This is a genomic window from Mesorhizobium sp. C264A, assembly GCF_040324515.1.
Lineage (GTDB): Bacteria > Pseudomonadota > Alphaproteobacteria > Rhizobiales > Rhizobiaceae > Mesorhizobium.
Genome location: NZ_JAMYVY010000001.1, coordinates 1,307,974 through 1,322,526, shown reverse-complemented (window position 1 = coordinate 1,322,526; position 14,553 = coordinate 1,307,974). Strand labels below are relative to the sequence as shown.

The following is a 14,553-nucleotide window of genomic DNA, read 5'->3' as shown; positions in this document are numbered from 1 at the left end:
TCAGGTCATTCCCGGTCAAATCACCGGGGCAAATCAATCGGTTGTCGCTGTCGGTTGCACGGCCTTGGCAGCAGCAGCCTGGTCGGCGGCGTTGACTGCCGCCTCACTGCGCTGCGCCGGCACCAGCAGCCTGGTGTTCTGGACGCCGTATTTCCAGGGATCGACCATCTGCATGGCCGTATTGGCGGCCTGTGCGTTGCCGGCGGCAATCGTCGGTCCCTCGGAGCGGACATAGTCGTCGCTGGTGCAGCCGCCGGCGAGGCCGGCGATCAGCAGGGCGATGCATGATTCCACGCGCATGGCTTCAATCCTTCGGCAGGTCGAGGAAATGCCCGACGGTGGTGACCGCGGCCGGCTGTGGCGTACTGCCGCTGGCCATTGCCACTGCACGATTGGCTTCGGACGATTTCACTTCCTCGGTGTTGTTGAGGAAATAGTCGACATTGCTGGCCGGCTGCGTGCCGTCGGTCGGCTCGAGCAGCTTCTTCGACGGATCGACCGGCTTGACCAGATAGGGGGTGACGATGATCACCAGATCGGTCTCGCGCCGCTGATAGGATTTGGAGGAGAACAGCGAGCCGAGCACCGGCAGCTTGCCGAGGCCGGGTAGACGCGATGTGGTAATGTCGTTCTGTGACTGCAGCAGGCCGGCGATCATGAAGCTCTGGCCATTCTTCAGGTCGACGGATGTTTTGGCGCGGCGCACGATAAAGCCCGGGACCGAGATATTGCCGATATTGTAGGAGGCCGAAGCGTCGATCGAGGACACTTCCGGCGCGATGTCGAGGCTCACCAGCCCGTCCTTGAGAACCGTCGGCGTGAAGTCGAGGCTGACGCCGTATTTCTTGTAGCTGACGGAAATCTTGCCATTGTCCTCGGAGACCGGGATCGGGAACTCGCCGCCGGCGAGGAAGCTTGCCGTCTGGCCCGAGCGGGCGATCAGGTTCGGCTCGGCCAGCCGCCTGGCGAGACCACGTTCCTCCAGCGCCTTGATGGCGACGTCGATCGACAGGCCGTTGGACAGCAGCCGGCCGATGATCTCGCCATTGCCGGCTCCCGGCACCGTGCCAGGATCGAGGGTGACGTCGCGCCCGCCAATGCCGTAAGCGAAATTGGCGCTGTATTTGGCGCCGAGATCCTGTCCGGCCTGGCGATTGATCTCGACGAAGCGGACGTTGAGCTGAACCTGCTGCGAGGACGAGATGTTGACCGAATTGATCACTTCTTCATTGCCGGAGAAGCGGCTGGCGATCTTGCTTGCCTTCTCGGCGGCGACCGCGTCATCGGCCTCGCCCGACAGCACGACGCGGCCATTGGCCGAGCCGACCTTGATCTTGGCGTCCGGCACGCTGGCGCGAATGGTGCTGGCCAGCTGGTCGGTGTCCAGCGTCACCTCGATGTCGACGGTGCCGACCAACTGCTTGTTCTCGTCGAACAGCGCGATGCCGGTGGTGCCGAGATTGTTGCCCAGCACATAGAAGGATTTGTCGGTCAGCGGATTGACGTTGGCGATCTCCGGATCGCCGATGACGATCTGGTAGAAGGCGGCATTGGTCATGACCGTCTTCGGCTTGCCCTTGGCTACCTTGATCGACGCATTCGTTGTGGACGAGACATGGACGATATCGTTGTCGGCCTTGGCTGGCGCACTGAGGCCGAGCATTGCGGCCGCGGCCAGGCAAGCCCCCACCGCAAGCGCCCGCATTGGGCGCAGCCCTTTCGTAGTTCGAAATGCATGAAGTCCCGACATCTGTCCCGTCCCTCGCCCGGTCCCCACCGGCAGTTATTGCTGGTCCCGCGCAGGAACCTGGTATTCTTCGACCTGCGTGCCGCGCGTCACGATGATCGTCTTGAATTTCGGCTTCTCAGGCTCCTTGGTCGCGGCAGTGAACAGCGCGCCGGCAGCGGCCTGGACGCCGGAGGCGACCGATCCGCCGAAGGACGAGATGGTGGTGACGCCGTCCTTGGCGGCCCCTCCGTCTGCGGCCGAGCGGAGCGACAGCGACAAGGTGCCGACGGTGCGGGCAAGCGCCACTTTCTGCGCGCCTTCGGTCGTCACCTCGATGGTGACGGAATTGGCGATCTGCGGTGCGGTCTGGCGCTCGTCGGCGCCCTGCCCCACGGTCAGCACCTTGGCGTCGGAGACGACAATCTCGGAGGTAACGGTCGATCCGGCAGCGCCCTGTGCGTTCTTGGCCACTTCCTGGATTTCGCCCGCATCGCGTGTCAGCACCACGTCGACCCGGTCGCCCGGCATGACGAAGCCGCCGACACCGGCGATCTCGTCGGTGCGGATTGTCACCGCCCGCATGCCGGGCGTCATCATGTTTGATAGCGTCGCGCGGCCGTTCGGCCCCGACAATTTGCTGATCAGCACCGGCTCGTTGACCTCGATCGGCGACAATACCACGCGGCTGCCTTCGGCGAGCAATGCATTGACTGTGGTGAACGCGCCCTGCGGCACCGAATCCTCGGACCATGGGATTTCGCTGAGCTGCGCCCGGTCAAGCTCCATGCCGTAACGCAGCGGCGCGTTGGCCACCACTATGGTCTTGAAGACGACCTTGGGGACGGCGGGCGCCGGGATCGACGCCGTTTTCTCTTCGGCATCGGCCTTGGCCTGGCTTTTCACCCAGAAATCCGCGGCAAAGATTGAAATCGCGCCGAAGACGGCAGCGATGCCAATCATCGTTATGGCCTTGCCCCTCACAACCAACCCCTGACATTCGTGGTCTTTTGTTTTGTTGAGGCGACGCTAGGCCGCTTTGTTAAAGATTCAGGAATCGCGGCCGCTCTCGCTGGACCTATTTCCGCCGGCTTGGTTATCGAAAGGTTTTAGGATAAGAAGGGTTTAATCCCCGAACGTAACAGGAACTTCCGTCGCTTGGCGCCGAAAAGCGTGGCAGTATCGACGGGTGATTCGCGGCACCGGATTCTATGGCAGGCATGGACGACAACAACGATCTTTTCGGCAATCTGGAAAAGCAGCCCCAATCGGCTCGGACACCGGCGCGGCCGGCCGACCCGCTGCTGCAGGCCACGAAACGTTCCGTTGCGACCAAGGACGGCAGCGAGGGCTATAGTGCCGCCGACATCGAGGTGCTGGAGGGGCTGGAGCCGGTGCGGCGCCGTCCCGGCATGTATATTGGCGGCACCGACGACAAGGCGATGCACCATCTGTTTGCCGAGGTCATCGATAATTCGATGGACGAGGCGGTCGCCGGCCATGCCACCTTCATCGATGTCGAGCTGTCGGCCGACGGGTTTCTGACCGTCACCGACAATGGCCGCGGCATTCCGGTCGATCCGCATCCGAAATTCAAGAAACCGGCGCTCGAAGTCATCATGACGACGCTGCATTCGGGCGGCAAGTTCGATAGCAAGGTCTATGAGACCTCCGGCGGTCTGCACGGTGTCGGCGTCTCGGTCGTCAATGCGCTGTCGGACCATCTCGAAGTCGAGGTCGCGCGCGGTCGCCAGCTTTACCGCCAAAGGTTCTCGCGCGGCGTTCCGGTGAGCGGGCTGGAGCAGCTCGGCGAAGTGCACAACCGGCGCGGCACCAAAATCCGCTTCCATCCCGACGAGCAGATTTTCGGCAAGGGCGCCGCCTTCGAGCCGGCGCGGCTCTATCGCATGACCCGCTCGAAAGCCTATCTGTTCGGCGGCGTCGAGATCCGCTGGAGCTGCGACCCATCGCTGATCAAGGAAAAGGACCAGACGCCGGCCAAGGCGGAGTTCCATTTCCCCGGCGGCTTGAAGGACTATCTCAAGGCATCGCTCGGCGATGATTTCCAGGTGACCCGCGAAATCTTCGCCGGCAAGAGCGAGAAGCAGGGCGGCCACGGTTCGCTGGAATGGGCGGTGACCTGGTTCGGCGGTGACGGCTTCGTCAACTCCTACTGCAACACCATCCCGACCGGCGAAGGCGGCACGCATGAGGCCGGCTTTCGCAATGTGCTGACGCGCGGGCTTCGGGCCTATGCCGACCTGGTCGGCAACAAGCGCGCCTCGATCGTCACCTCCGAAGACGTGATGATCTCGGCGGCAGGCATGCTGTCGGTGTTTATTCGCGAGCCGGAATTCGTCGGCCAGACCAAGGACAGGCTGGCAACGATCGAAGCCATTCGCATTGTCGAGACCGCCATCCGCGATCCCTTCGACCACTGGCTGGCCGACAATCCGCAGGAAGCCTCCAAGCTGCTGGAATGGGTGATTGCGCGCGCCGACGAGCGGGTGCGCCGGCGCCAGGAAAAGGAAGTGTCGCGCAAGAGCGCGGTGCGCAAGCTGCGCCTTCCCGGCAAGCTCGCCGACTGCACGCAGAATGCCGCCGCGGGCGCCGAACTGTTCATCGTCGAAGGCGACTCGGCCGGCGGCTCGGCCAAGCAGGCGCGCGACCGCGCCAGCCAGGCGGTGCTGCCGCTGCGCGGAAAAATCCTCAACGTCGCCAGCGCCGGCAACGACAAGCTAGCCGCCAACCAGCAGATTTCGGACCTGATTCAGGCGCTCGGCTGCGGCACGCGCTCGAAATACCGCGACGAGGATTTGCGCTACGACCGCGTGATCATCATGACCGACGCCGACGTCGACGGCGCTCACATAGCCTCGCTGCTGATCACCTTCTTCTACCAGGAAATGCCGAATCTGGTGAATGGCGGCCATCTCTATCTGGCGGTGCCGCCGCTCTATTCGATCCGGCAAGGCGGCAAGGTTGCCTATGCCAGGGACGATGCGCACAAGGACGAGCTGTTGCGCACCGAATTCACCGGCCGCGCCAAGGTCGAGATCGGCCGCTTCAAGGGCCTGGGCGAGATGATGGCCGCGCAGCTCAAGGAAACCACCATGGACCCGAGGAAGCGCACGCTGCTCAGGGTCGATGTCATCGACGCCGTGGCCGCGACCAAGGATGCTGTCGACGCGCTGATGGGCACCAAGCCGGAAGCCCGCTTCCGCTTCATCCAGGAACGCGCCGAATTCGCCGCGACGGAAGTGCTGGATATCTGAGCGCTGGCCAACTCTTCGTTTTGACGCAGTTCCGGGCGGAAAACCGTTTCACACTTTTCCTGGAACTGCTCTAGCCTGCGCTTCCGATACGGAGACCAGCTTATGATCTGGGCGCGGCTGAAGAGCTACTTCGAAACCAGTTTGGCGGGCCTGACGCAGCCGACGCGCTCGGATTGGATTTTCGCCCTGCGCACGGTTTCGGCCGGTCTGATCGCGCTTCTCGCTGCTTACGCGCTAAAACTCGACCACCCGCAATGGGCGATGATGACGGTCTTCATCGTCGCCCAGCCGGTCGCCGGCATGGTGCTGGCGAAAGGTTTTTACCGGCTGCTCGGCACGCTGGCCGGTGGACTTGCGGCGATCGGCATCACCTCGGTTTTCGGCACCAATCCCTGGCTGCTGGTCACGGCGCTGTCCGTCTGGATTGGGCTGTGCACGCTGGTTTCGTCGCTGCTGCGCAATCCGGAAGCCTATGGCGCCGCACTTGCCGGCTATACCGCGATGATCATTGGGCTGCCGGCTTTCGGCCAGCCGCATGTGATCGTCGATCTCGCTGTCGCGCGCTGCGCCGAGATCGTGCTCGGCATCGTCTGCGCCGGCCTGACCAGCCGGCTGATCCTGCCCAAGCTGGCCGCTGACGCCATCATCTCCAGGCTGAAGCGCAGCATCCTCGACCTTGCAACCTATGCGGGCGGCGCTTTTTCCGGCGGCGACCCGGCGAGACTGGCCGGCCTGCACGGCAAGCTGATCACGGACGCCCAGATGCTGGCCGAGATGCGCACCTATGCCCGGCTCGAAGCCCCGAGCTTCGCCACCCGCGCCCATCCGGTCCGCCTCACCATCGGTCAGCTTCTGTCGGCGCTGTCGGCGGCACGCGCGCTGCATTCTCACGCCGCGCCGAAAAACGCAGCGCTCATTCCGGTGCGCTCGGAACTGCAGTCGCTGGTCAGCGAACTGGCAGCCACGCCCGAGGCGCTGGAGGACACGTCGCCCTGGGTGACGCGGCTCGACGCGATTGCCGGCAAGGCCCGGCAAATGCCCGATGCCTCGACCGATCAGGACGACAGGGTCGGCACCATCACGCGCCTCACCATCGCCGCCGATTTCGCCGAAGCCTTCAAGCAGGTGCTGCGCGGCCTCGACGCCCTGCGCGCACCGGTGACGCGCCCGAGCCGGAGCAACAGGCAGCTGCCTGCGCTGGTGGTGCATCGCGATTATCCCGGGGCTTCGCGCAATGCCATACGCGCCGCCCTTGCCACGCTGGCGGTCGCCGCCTTCTGGCTGACGACGAAATGGTCCGACGCGGCCGGCACCGTTATCCTCGTTGCGGTCGTCTCCAGTCTTTTCGCCGCGCGGCCTGACCCGGTGCGGGTGTCCTGGGGCTTCTTCAAGGGTACGCTGCTGGCTTTGCCCTTTGCCTTCCTTGTTGGCCAGGTCGCGCTGCCTGCTTTGCCCGGCTTCGGCTGGTTCACGCTGTTTGTCGTGCCGATCCTGGTACCGACGGCGCTGGGCATGGCCAATCCGCGCACCGTCGGCGTGGCGACGGCCTTTGCAATCAATTTCCTCGCCTTCCTCAGCCCGCATCAAGCGATGGCCTATGCACCAGGCCCGTTCTTCGCCGGCTCGGCGTCGGTGCTGGTCGGCATCCTGCTGGCTATCTGCGTCTTCATCGTGGTGCTGCCGGTGGATCCATGGCGCGCGGCCAACCGCATCGTGCGCGCCATGCGCGAGGATCTGGCGCGGCTGTGCCTGCATGAGCGGGTGCCGCGGCGTTCGGCCTTCGAGAGTCTGGCCTATGACCGCATCAACCAGCTGATGCCGCTCTTGCAAAATGCCGGCAGGAAAGGCGATGCGATCCTGGGCGGCGGGGTCGCCGCCGTTACCGTCGGCCTCGAAATCCTGCGCCTGCGCGCCGCGCAGCAGAGGCCGTCCACTCCTACCGACACCGCGCTCTCGATCGCCAATTTCCTGCGCGGCCTCGCGCGTGAACTGCTCTTTCGCGCAACCGGCGATCCACAGACAGCAACTGTCACTGTGGCCCGGCAATATGCAGCCAGCCTTTCAGAGCGCAGCGGCGGTGCGGATATGCTGCAGATCGCAGCCTCGCTGCGCATCATCGCCGCCGCGATCGAGGATTTCCCGGATTTCTTCGCCAAGGACCGAGTTTAGGGCGTCAGGCCGCGGCTATCGCCAGCGCATGCCCGCGCGCGTTTTCCCGCAGCGCGTCGAGGTGGATCGACTTGACCAGGCCGGCGAGATCGCCCTCGGTGGCCGGACCGCCGAGCTCCTTCAGCATCAGCCAGCTGACCTCCTGCACGCCAGCGAGGCGCTTGCCGTTGGCGACTTCGCGCCAGATTTTGAGCGCGCGCAGGATGATGCCATGGGTGGAAGCGGCAAGGCCGGCGCCGCGGAACAGCGCCTGCAACGCAACGTCCTGGCCGCCTGCGAGCAAGGCCCGCACCCGCTGCTCCGACTGCTGGCTGAGCGCAACCAGGGCCGAGCCGAAAAAGTCGACCTTGCCGTGGGCAATGGCACGGATGATGAAACTTGCGGTCAGGTCGCCGCGCAGGCGCAGATGTTCGATAAGTGCCGCATGTTCCTCCGCGCGCGTGCCTTCGACCAGCCGCACCGAAGCCTTGACGCAAGCATCGCGCGTGACGCGCTCGGCTCTGGCCGCCCCCATCAGCGCCATCACCAGCGGCGAAGCCTTCAGCGTTTCGCCGAGCTTGACCAGTAGCATGTGCCGGCAGTCGGCCGGCAGCCGCACATCCGTGACCATTGCCTCGCGCAAATGAGCGATATGGCCATGCCGCTCGGCGATGCGGCGGAAGGAGAGCGAGGCTATGTCGGCGCCGTCATTGGCGAGCAGCGCCGCACACGCTTCCGGTTCGCCGATCTCGGCGATCGCCGCGGCAACCGCCATCGAAACGACCGGCCGGTCGGCGATCAGTTTTTGCGTCGCCTTGTGCCCGGCCGCGACGCGGTCGATCAGGTCGGCGTCCGTCAGCAGCGGGGAGCGCGCCAGCACCAGGGCTGCCACTTCCGGCTGATCGGAGGCAAGCGCGCTGATGATCTGCAGCGGCGCGTGATGGCTCATCGACAGCGCTTCGGCCATAGCCAGCCGCACCTTCGACGAGGCGTCGTCGAGCAGCAGCGTCAGCGCCGCTTCGGCCGCGCAACGGTCTTCGAAAGGCAGGTCGGAATTGACGTAGGCGCGGGCCAGCGCGCTCGCCGCCGCGGCGCGCTCCGAAACTCTCGCGGTGTAGATCCATTTGAGAAAATGCGAGACAACCATACTGCCTGCTACGCCCCTTGCCGGAAAGCTTCCGGCCCCAGGAATGACCCTAGGCAGAAATGGTTTACGAACGGTTCACCATGTTTATTAACTGGCTTGCGGGTGGCATGGGCAGCGCCTATCAACCGTCAGGCAGCGGAGGAGAAAAACGATGCCCGGGCTTTATCTCGAAGAGTTCGTCGTCGGACATGTCTTTCGGCACACGCTGCGCAAGACCGTCACCGAAAGCGATAACATGCTGTTCTCGGTGATGACGCTGAACCCACAGCCGCTGCACATCGACTTCGACTTCGCCGCCAAGAGCGAATGGGGCAGACCGCTGGTCAATTCGCTGTTCACGCTCGGCCTGATGATCGGCATTTCCGTCAATGACATCACCGTCGGCACCACAATTGCCAATCTCGGCATGAAGGAGACGGTGTTTCCGCACCCGGTCTTCCACGGCGACACCATCCGTGTCGAAACGACGGTGCTCTCAGTCAGGGACTCGAAATCGAAGCCGGACCGCGGCATCGTCGAGTTCGAGCATCACGCCTACAATCAGAACGATGTGCTCGTTGCCAAATGCACGCGCCAGGCGATGATGATGAAAAAGGCGGCCTGATGCGCTCGCTGCTGTTTGTGCCCGGGGATTCCAAAAAGAAACTGGAGAAGGGTTTTGGCGCCGGCGCCGACGTGGTCATCGTCGACCTTGAGGATTCCGTGGCGCCACAAAACAAGCCGTCGGCACGCGACATCGCAGCACGCTTTATTGCCGGCAACAGGCAGCAGACAAGCTCCGCCATCTATATCAGAGTCAACGACCTATCGACCGGGTTGACCGACGATGATCTGGCCGCCCTGGTTCCGGTCAAACCCGACGGCATCATGCTGCCGAAGTCGAACAGCGGCCAGGATGTCCAGCAGCTATCCGTAAAGCTCCGCGTACATGAGGCCGAAAACGGATTGCCGGATGGCGCGATCAAGATCCTGCCGATCATTACCGAGACCGCTGCTGGGTTGCTGGCCGCCGCGACCTATGCCGGGGCAAGCGCCAGGCTTGCCGGCCTCACCTGGGGTGCCGAAGATCTGTCGGCGGCGATCGGCGCGCAGGCTGCGCGCGACGACAACGGCCGCTACACCGATGTCTTCCGCCTTGCCCGCACCATGACCATCCTTGCCGCCGGCGCAGCTGAAGTCGCGGCGATCGACACGGTTTTCCCTGCCTTTCGCGACATGGCCGCCTTCGAAGCCGAATGCACGGAGGCCGAGCGTGACGGCTTTGCCGGCAAGATGGCGATCCATCCGGCGCAAGTGCCGGTCATCAACGCCGCCTTCACGCCATCGGCGGAGGCAGTGCAACGCTCGCAGGCCATCGTCGCGGCCTTCGAGGCGGCCGGAAATCCCGGCGTGGTCGGCATTGACGGCAAGATGTATGACCGGCCGCATCTCAGGCTCGCCGAACGGCTTCTGGCTCGCGCCAAGGCAGTCGGGGTTTAGTCCCGCGCCAGCACGATGACCCGGTCCTCAGGCAGGTAGGCCAGCGCTTGCGACTTCAACGGGTTGACGGTGACGCCGCCCAGAGCCCGCTCATCACTCTGCGCAGCGCGAACGCGCCTATGTCCGATGGCGATCTCGCCGCGCAGCCGCGCCGATTCCGCGATCGTCCAGAACGTCACCGGCTGATCGATGGCGACATAGTGGCCGACCGGACGCATGTAGATTTCGGAGCCCTCCTCGTCGAGCAGGTCATCGAAGATCGCTGCGAGATGCTGGTTCTCCGATGCCTGCGCCAGCATCAGGCTGACCAGCCGGTTGCTGACGACGAAGTCATCGGCCTTGGTCACCGCCGCCAACTCGCGGTTGCGCACGTCGATCATTTCGCTGACAATCGAGATATGCGTGCCGGCATCGTCTGCGATTTTGCGCAAATGCAGCAGCGTCACCAGCGTGCGCGTATCGGCGGGCTGCGCTGCCATGGTCTCGCTGTAGCCGAGGACGAGCACGTGGTCGTAGGAAGGCACGTCCAGGCTTGCCAGTGCTGTGCTGCTCGACGTGTCGGTGATCCGGCAGGAAACCGACAGATTGTCGCCGACGACCGGCAGCCCGGCAACTTCCTGTTCGAGGCCTGGCGTATCGGCGGCGATGGTCAGGATCGAACCAGGCGCGACATAGCGCGACAGTTCATAGGTTATGATCGGACCGCGCCGGTTCCAGCCAAGGATCAGCGTGCGCTCCGGCTTCGCCTCGATGGGCTGATGGCGAAGAATCGCCGCGGCATCGATCTTGGCTCCGGCGCTTCCCAGCTTGATGGCGGCATCGTCCTCGGCAATGATGATGGCGCGCATGTCCTTGCCGATCACCAGATCCGACGGCGGGTTGAGATTGACGCGCCCGGTTTGGTCGCAGAGCCCGATCAGCGTGCAATGCTCATACGCCATCACCGCCTCACCGAAGGTCTTGCCGGTGAGATCAGGCTGCTCGGTCGTGTAGATTTCGCAGCCGTCGAAATCGAGCAGTTCCGAATAGACGCCGCTGAGACCCGACTGCCGGCTCGAATGCACGACGATGCGCGAGATCAGCTGGTCGGCCAGCACAAGCTGCACCTCGGCCCCGCCAACGACGCGGGCGACCTCGGCGTTCTTGCCGTCGCGGATCTCGGCGGCGATGTTGTAGGCCGCCGTGCGCCGGTTCGGGTCGTTGGCCAGCGCGAGCACTGTCTTGATGACCTGCGAATCCGGGTCGTCGCCCTCCGGCGACAGCACGATGATCGAGCGCGAGCTCTGCGGGTTGACGATGGCTAGGTCGTAGAGGTCGGTCGGGTCGCCGCTGCGGCAGATGATGCGCGTATTGCCCAGTTTGTCGACCTTGGCCGCGATCTCGTCCTCCATCGCCACCTTGTCCATATTGGCCATGACGACAATGCGCGGATGGCGGCGGCTGGCATTGGCAATGACGAGTTCGGAGATGACGTCGAAGATCGACGGCGACCAGTTGAGGATGATGGTGTGGTCGCTCTCAAGCACCCGAGAACGACCCTTGCGCAATTCATCGAGCTTGCTGTCGACGCCGGCGCTGAGCACGCCGATGAGGGCCGACACGACGAAGATGCCGGCAAGCGTGACAAACAACATGACGAGACGGAAGGCCCAGCCGGTGTCGCCGCCCATCGTGCCCGAATCGAGCGTGCGCATCAGCGATTCCCAGAACGCTTCGAAGAAGTTCAGCGGTTCGCCGCCCTCCGGCGCGATGCGGGTCACCGCAAGGAAAGCCGCGGCGGCGATGATGATCAGCAGGGAAGCGACGGCGAGCCAGCCGATCAGCGCGATAGGGCCGGCGGCCATGCTCTTGTCAAACCCGTAGCGCAGCCGGGTTCCCAGCGAGTCTCGTTTCTTCATGTCGCCGGCGTCCCCCAATATCCCTATGGTCGATGCGCCAACCCCAACGCTCGCCGAAGCCGCTGTCTTAGCCTGTGTTTAAATAAAGGGGAATCGCTTTCGGGTGTCAGCCGTTCCACGGCCCCTCATAATCGGCATAGAGCTTTGCCGGATCGGGTCGCGGCCGTTCCGGCGCCGGGCCCTGGTAGGAGCCGATATGGATAAAGCCGACGACGCGCTCCTGCGGCGCCAACCCCAGGATCGCCCTGCCCTCGGCCACATCGGAATACCAGTTGCTGATCATGTTGGTGCCATAGCCCAGCGCATTGGCTGCAATCATCAGGTTCAGCGCCGCCATGCCGCCGGACAGGAACATTTCCCATTGCGGGATTTTTGGATTGTCCTTCGGAACCGACACCACGCCGATCACCAGCGGCGCGCGGGAAAACCGCGCAAGCTCCTGGTTGCGGCGGTTTTCCGGCAGCGGCCCTTCGCGCTGTTCGGCGAGCGCCGCCAGCTTCCTGCCGATCTCGAATCGCGCCTCGCCGCGATAAAGGATGAAGCGCCACGGCTCCAGTCGGCCGTGATCGGGCACACGGCTTGCAGCCGCGATCATGGTCGCGATATCGCCATCGCTGGGCGCCGGTTCCTTCAATTCAGGAATCGGTGCGGAGTTTCGGGTCAGCAGGAAGTCGATGATCGGCGACGCCATGGGGGCCAGGTCTCCTAAAGCACTCGATTTTGAGCTGAAGCGCGCCATTGCGGATCGGGGCGGCTCGGGCATTGGCGCGGGCGCGCCGGACGAAAGAACCTGTTGCCAAGGCGGTCGGACTCTTAAGCCTTGAAATTGCCACCGCCTTGGGCTTCAACGCAAGGCATGTTTGAGGGGAGATCGCGCCTTTTCCTGATTTGGCTCGCCGTAGCGCTGTTTGCGCCGGCCTCGATGGCCATGGCGCAGAATGCCGACGGCATCGGCAATCTGAAACTCCCCGATATTTCGAGCTATGCACCGCCCAAGGGCGAGACGCCGCTGGCACTCGGTGGCGGCGGTGCCATAACGCTGTCGGCGCAGTTGACCGACAAGGGCGCCGACATCACGCGCGGCATCGTCTGGCGCGTCTTCAAGCCCGAGGCCGCCGGCGACGGCAAGCTGCCGATGGTGGCTTCCGCGCATGGCGGCAGCGCCGTGTTCCAGCTCGAACCCGGCAGCTATCTGGTCCACGCCTCATACGGACGCGCCGGCGCCACCAAGCGCATCACCGTCGGCAAGGACGCCAGGCGCGAAAGCCTGGTGCTCGATGCCGGCGGCCTCAAGCTCGACGCGGTGCTGTCGGGCGGCGCGCGTATTCCGCCGAAAAAACTGCGCTTCTCCATTTATGAGGGCACCGCCGAGGCCAATGGCGACCGCGCTTTGATCATTCCCGATGTCGAGCCGAACAGCGTCGTGCGGCTCAACGCCGGCGTTTATCATGTCGTCTCCACCTATGGCGCGGTCAATGCCGTTATTCGCTCTGACATCCGTGTCGAAGCCGGCAAGCTGACCGAAGCCACCGTCGAGCATCGCGCGGCGGAGGAGACCATGAAGCTGGTGCGCGAGACCGGCGGCGAGGCCATCGCCGATACATCCTGGTCGCTGCTCAACGAATCCGGCGATCCGATCAAGGAGGCCGTCGGCGCCTTCGCCTCGATGGTGCTGGCCGAAGGCCAATACACCATCATCGCCAAGAACCGCGACCGCATCTACCAGAAGGATTTCACCGTGGTCGCTGGGCAGAACCAGGAGATCGAGGTGCTGGCCACTGATGCCTCTGCGATCGATCCGGAGGAAGGCGCCGACTGACCGGCGCGCCCATTGGCATCGGTTTGGCTGCTCAGTTGAAGTGGTAGTTCAGGGCTACGTCAGGCGGCCTTGCACAGGCGGCGCTGCAGGAAGTGGACCCGGCCGCGCGGCGCGTCGGGCGCTAGGTCGAAGACACCGCGATGAAGACGGTCGAGCAGCGTCTTGCGGTCGCGCAATGGCTCCAACTCATCCCAGCTCAGCACATCGCCGACGCGCACGTCGATCGCCTTGCCGGACAGCCGCGCAAATTCGCGGATGAGCATTGAAAGGCGCAACGTCAGCGACGCCTTGCCGACGAATTTCGCCACCCTTCCTTCGCGCTCGGCCATGTTCATCGGACCGCTGACCAGATGGAACAGCCGGCCGTTCTGACCTGAAAAATGCATCGGCACCACCGACGCCTTGGCGTCCTGCACGAGGCGCGCCGGAAACATCTTCCACGGCAGGTCGCGCGCCCGGCCAAAGCCTTTCGGCGCCGTGGCGACGCCGCCGGCCGGAAATACGACGATGGTGACGCCCTCTTTCAACAGCCGCACTGCCTCGTGGCGCACCGCCATGTTGTTCTTCACCGCGTCCTTGGTCTCGGAAAAGTCGATCGGCAGCGAGTACGGTTCCATCTCGCGGATCTTCAGCAGATCCTTGTGGATCATGACGCGGAACGGACGCCCGAGCTGCTCGACGAGCGACAGCACGGCAATGCCGTCGCCAATGCCGAACGGGTGGTTGGCTACGATCACCAGCGGCGTGTCCGGCAGCCCCGCCGGCGGCCACCGATCGGTGCTGCGCACCTCGACGTCGATCAGCTCCAGCATGCGGCTGAACACGCGCTCGCCGGTCGGCGCCACCTGGCGGCGCCAGAAATCATAGAGCGCGGCATACCGGTCGCGCCCCGACAGACCTTCAATGGAATGGATGAACCAGCGCGTCAGCGCCGGCTGGCTCGCATTGGCGTAGGAGAGTTCGGGAAACGGCCTTTCCCGTATCTTCAGCTTGAGCATGGGGGCTCGTTACAAGGTTGGCGTGACAGGCATGTGAAAATGGCGGTGGATCGCTCCACCGCC

At 64.1% G+C, this 14,553-nt stretch carries 12 protein-coding genes; 5 read left to right on the top strand and 7 right to left on the bottom strand.

The genetic code is table 11. The features are described 5' to 3' along the window. Positions 1-33: 33 nt before the first annotated feature. The 3 genes from NKL04_RS06405 to cpaB all read right to left on the bottom strand — a co-directional run bounded on the left by NKL04_RS06405 (position 34) and on the right by cpaB (position 2,689). Positions 34-300 carry a hypothetical protein gene (locus tag NKL04_RS06405; protein ID WP_023667602.1) on the bottom strand — a complete coding sequence of 89 codons (267 nt, stop codon included), beginning with the start codon at positions 298-300 and terminating at the stop codon, positions 34-36. A 4-nt stretch (positions 301-304) separates the two neighbouring features. After that, positions 305-1,663 carry a type II and III secretion system protein family protein gene (locus NKL04_RS06400; RefSeq protein WP_352723452.1) on the bottom strand — a complete coding sequence of 453 codons (1,359 nt, stop codon included), beginning with the start codon at positions 1,661-1,663 and terminating at the stop codon, positions 305-307. Between the two features lie 120 nt (positions 1,664-1,783). Then, positions 1,784-2,689 carry a Flp pilus assembly protein CpaB gene (gene cpaB, locus NKL04_RS06395; protein ID WP_023701208.1) on the bottom strand — a complete coding sequence of 302 codons (906 nt, stop codon included), beginning with the start codon at positions 2,687-2,689 and terminating at the stop codon, positions 1,784-1,786. A 257-nt stretch (positions 2,690-2,946) separates the two neighbouring features. Here cpaB and parE point away from each other — a divergent pair, with 257 nt between their 5' ends. Both parE and NKL04_RS06385 read left to right on the top strand, forming a co-directional pair. Further along, positions 2,947-5,001 carry a DNA topoisomerase IV subunit B gene (parE, locus tag NKL04_RS06390; protein WP_023667605.1) on the top strand — a complete coding sequence of 685 codons (2,055 nt, stop codon included), beginning with the start codon at positions 2,947-2,949 and terminating at the stop codon, positions 4,999-5,001. Positions 5,002-5,103: 102 nt separating this feature from the next. Further along, positions 5,104-7,170 (top strand): FUSC family protein, encoded by a 2,067-nt coding sequence (locus NKL04_RS06385; RefSeq protein ID WP_023701209.1) that lies wholly within the window; start codon positions 5,104-5,106, stop codon positions 7,168-7,170. Positions 7,171-7,174: 4 nt separating this feature from the next. Here the strand turns inward: NKL04_RS06385 and NKL04_RS06380 are convergent, their stop codons facing one another. Continuing rightward, the gene (locus tag NKL04_RS06380; RefSeq protein WP_023701210.1) at positions 7,175-8,296 is read right to left on the bottom strand and encodes a DUF2336 domain-containing protein; all 1,122 of its coding nucleotides are present in this window, start codon (positions 8,294-8,296) and stop codon (positions 7,175-7,177) included. 91 nt (positions 8,297-8,387) lie between these two features. On the opposite strand from NKL04_RS06380, the gene NKL04_RS06375 reads away from it, so the two are divergent. Together NKL04_RS06375 and NKL04_RS06370 are read left to right on the top strand one after the other, a co-directional pair. Beyond that, a complete protein-coding gene (locus tag NKL04_RS06375) occupies positions 8,388-8,900 on the top strand; it encodes a MaoC family dehydratase (protein ID WP_444848965.1) in 513 nt (170 codons plus the stop codon). Continuing rightward, on the top strand, positions 8,900-9,775 hold the full coding sequence (locus NKL04_RS06370; protein WP_023701211.1) for an HpcH/HpaI aldolase/citrate lyase family protein: 876 nt from the start codon (positions 8,900-8,902) through the stop codon (positions 9,773-9,775). Before NKL04_RS06375 ends, NKL04_RS06370 begins: the two co-directional genes overlap by 1 nt. On the opposite strand, the gene NKL04_RS06365 is transcribed toward NKL04_RS06370, so the two are convergent. Both NKL04_RS06365 and NKL04_RS06360 read right to left on the bottom strand, forming a co-directional pair. Beyond that, positions 9,772-11,673 (bottom strand): CASTOR/POLLUX-related putative ion channel, encoded by a 1,902-nt coding sequence (locus tag NKL04_RS06365; RefSeq protein ID WP_023701212.1) that lies wholly within the window; start codon positions 11,671-11,673, stop codon positions 9,772-9,774. The genes NKL04_RS06370 and NKL04_RS06365 overlap by 4 nt on opposite strands. Before the next feature lie 106 nt (positions 11,674-11,779). After that, positions 11,780-12,364 carry a nitroreductase family protein gene (locus NKL04_RS06360; RefSeq protein WP_023701213.1) on the bottom strand — a complete coding sequence of 195 codons (585 nt, stop codon included), beginning with the start codon at positions 12,362-12,364 and terminating at the stop codon, positions 11,780-11,782. A 165-nt stretch (positions 12,365-12,529) separates the two neighbouring features. On the opposite strand from NKL04_RS06360, the gene NKL04_RS06355 reads away from it, so the two are divergent. Next, positions 12,530-13,492, top strand: a complete 963-nt coding sequence (locus tag NKL04_RS06355; RefSeq protein ID WP_023701214.1) for an RgsD C-terminal domain-containing protein — start codon at positions 12,530-12,532, stop codon at positions 13,490-13,492. 59 nt (positions 13,493-13,551) lie between these two features. On the opposite strand, the gene NKL04_RS06350 is transcribed toward NKL04_RS06355, so the two are convergent. Continuing rightward, a complete protein-coding gene (locus NKL04_RS06350) occupies positions 13,552-14,490 on the bottom strand; it encodes a lysophospholipid acyltransferase family protein (RefSeq protein WP_023701215.1) in 939 nt (312 codons plus the stop codon). Between the last annotated feature and the right edge of the window lie 63 nt (positions 14,491-14,553).

Excerpts from the sequence above, each read along its gene's own strand:
- NKL04_RS06405 (WP_023667602.1), bottom strand. The coding sequence starts at position 300 with ATGCGCGTGGAATCATGCATCGCCCTGCTGATCGCCGGCCTCGCCGGC.
- NKL04_RS06400 (WP_352723452.1), bottom strand. The coding sequence starts at position 1,663 with ATGCTCGGCCTCAGTGCGCCAGCCAAGGCCGACAACGATATCGTCCAT.
- cpaB (WP_023701208.1), bottom strand. The coding sequence starts at position 2,689 with ATGATTGGCATCGCTGCCGTCTTCGGCGCGATTTCAATCTTTGCCGCG.
- parE (WP_023667605.1), top strand. The coding sequence starts at position 2,947 with ATGGACGACAACAACGATCTTTTCGGCAATCTGGAAAAGCAGCCCCAA.
- NKL04_RS06385 (WP_023701209.1), top strand. The coding sequence starts at position 5,104 with ATGATCTGGGCGCGGCTGAAGAGCTACTTCGAAACCAGTTTGGCGGGC.
- NKL04_RS06380 (WP_023701210.1), bottom strand. The coding sequence starts at position 8,296 with ATGGTTGTCTCGCATTTTCTCAAATGGATCTACACCGCGAGAGTTTCG.
- NKL04_RS06370 (WP_023701211.1), top strand. The coding sequence starts at position 8,900 with ATGCGCTCGCTGCTGTTTGTGCCCGGGGATTCCAAAAAGAAACTGGAG.
- NKL04_RS06365 (WP_023701212.1), bottom strand. The coding sequence starts at position 11,673 with ATGAAGAAACGAGACTCGCTGGGAACCCGGCTGCGCTACGGGTTTGAC.
- NKL04_RS06360 (WP_023701213.1), bottom strand. The coding sequence starts at position 12,364 with ATGGCGTCGCCGATCATCGACTTCCTGCTGACCCGAAACTCCGCACCG.
- NKL04_RS06355 (WP_023701214.1), top strand. The coding sequence starts at position 12,530 with ATGTTTGAGGGGAGATCGCGCCTTTTCCTGATTTGGCTCGCCGTAGCG.
- NKL04_RS06350 (WP_023701215.1), bottom strand. The coding sequence starts at position 14,490 with ATGCTCAAGCTGAAGATACGGGAAAGGCCGTTTCCCGAACTCTCCTAC.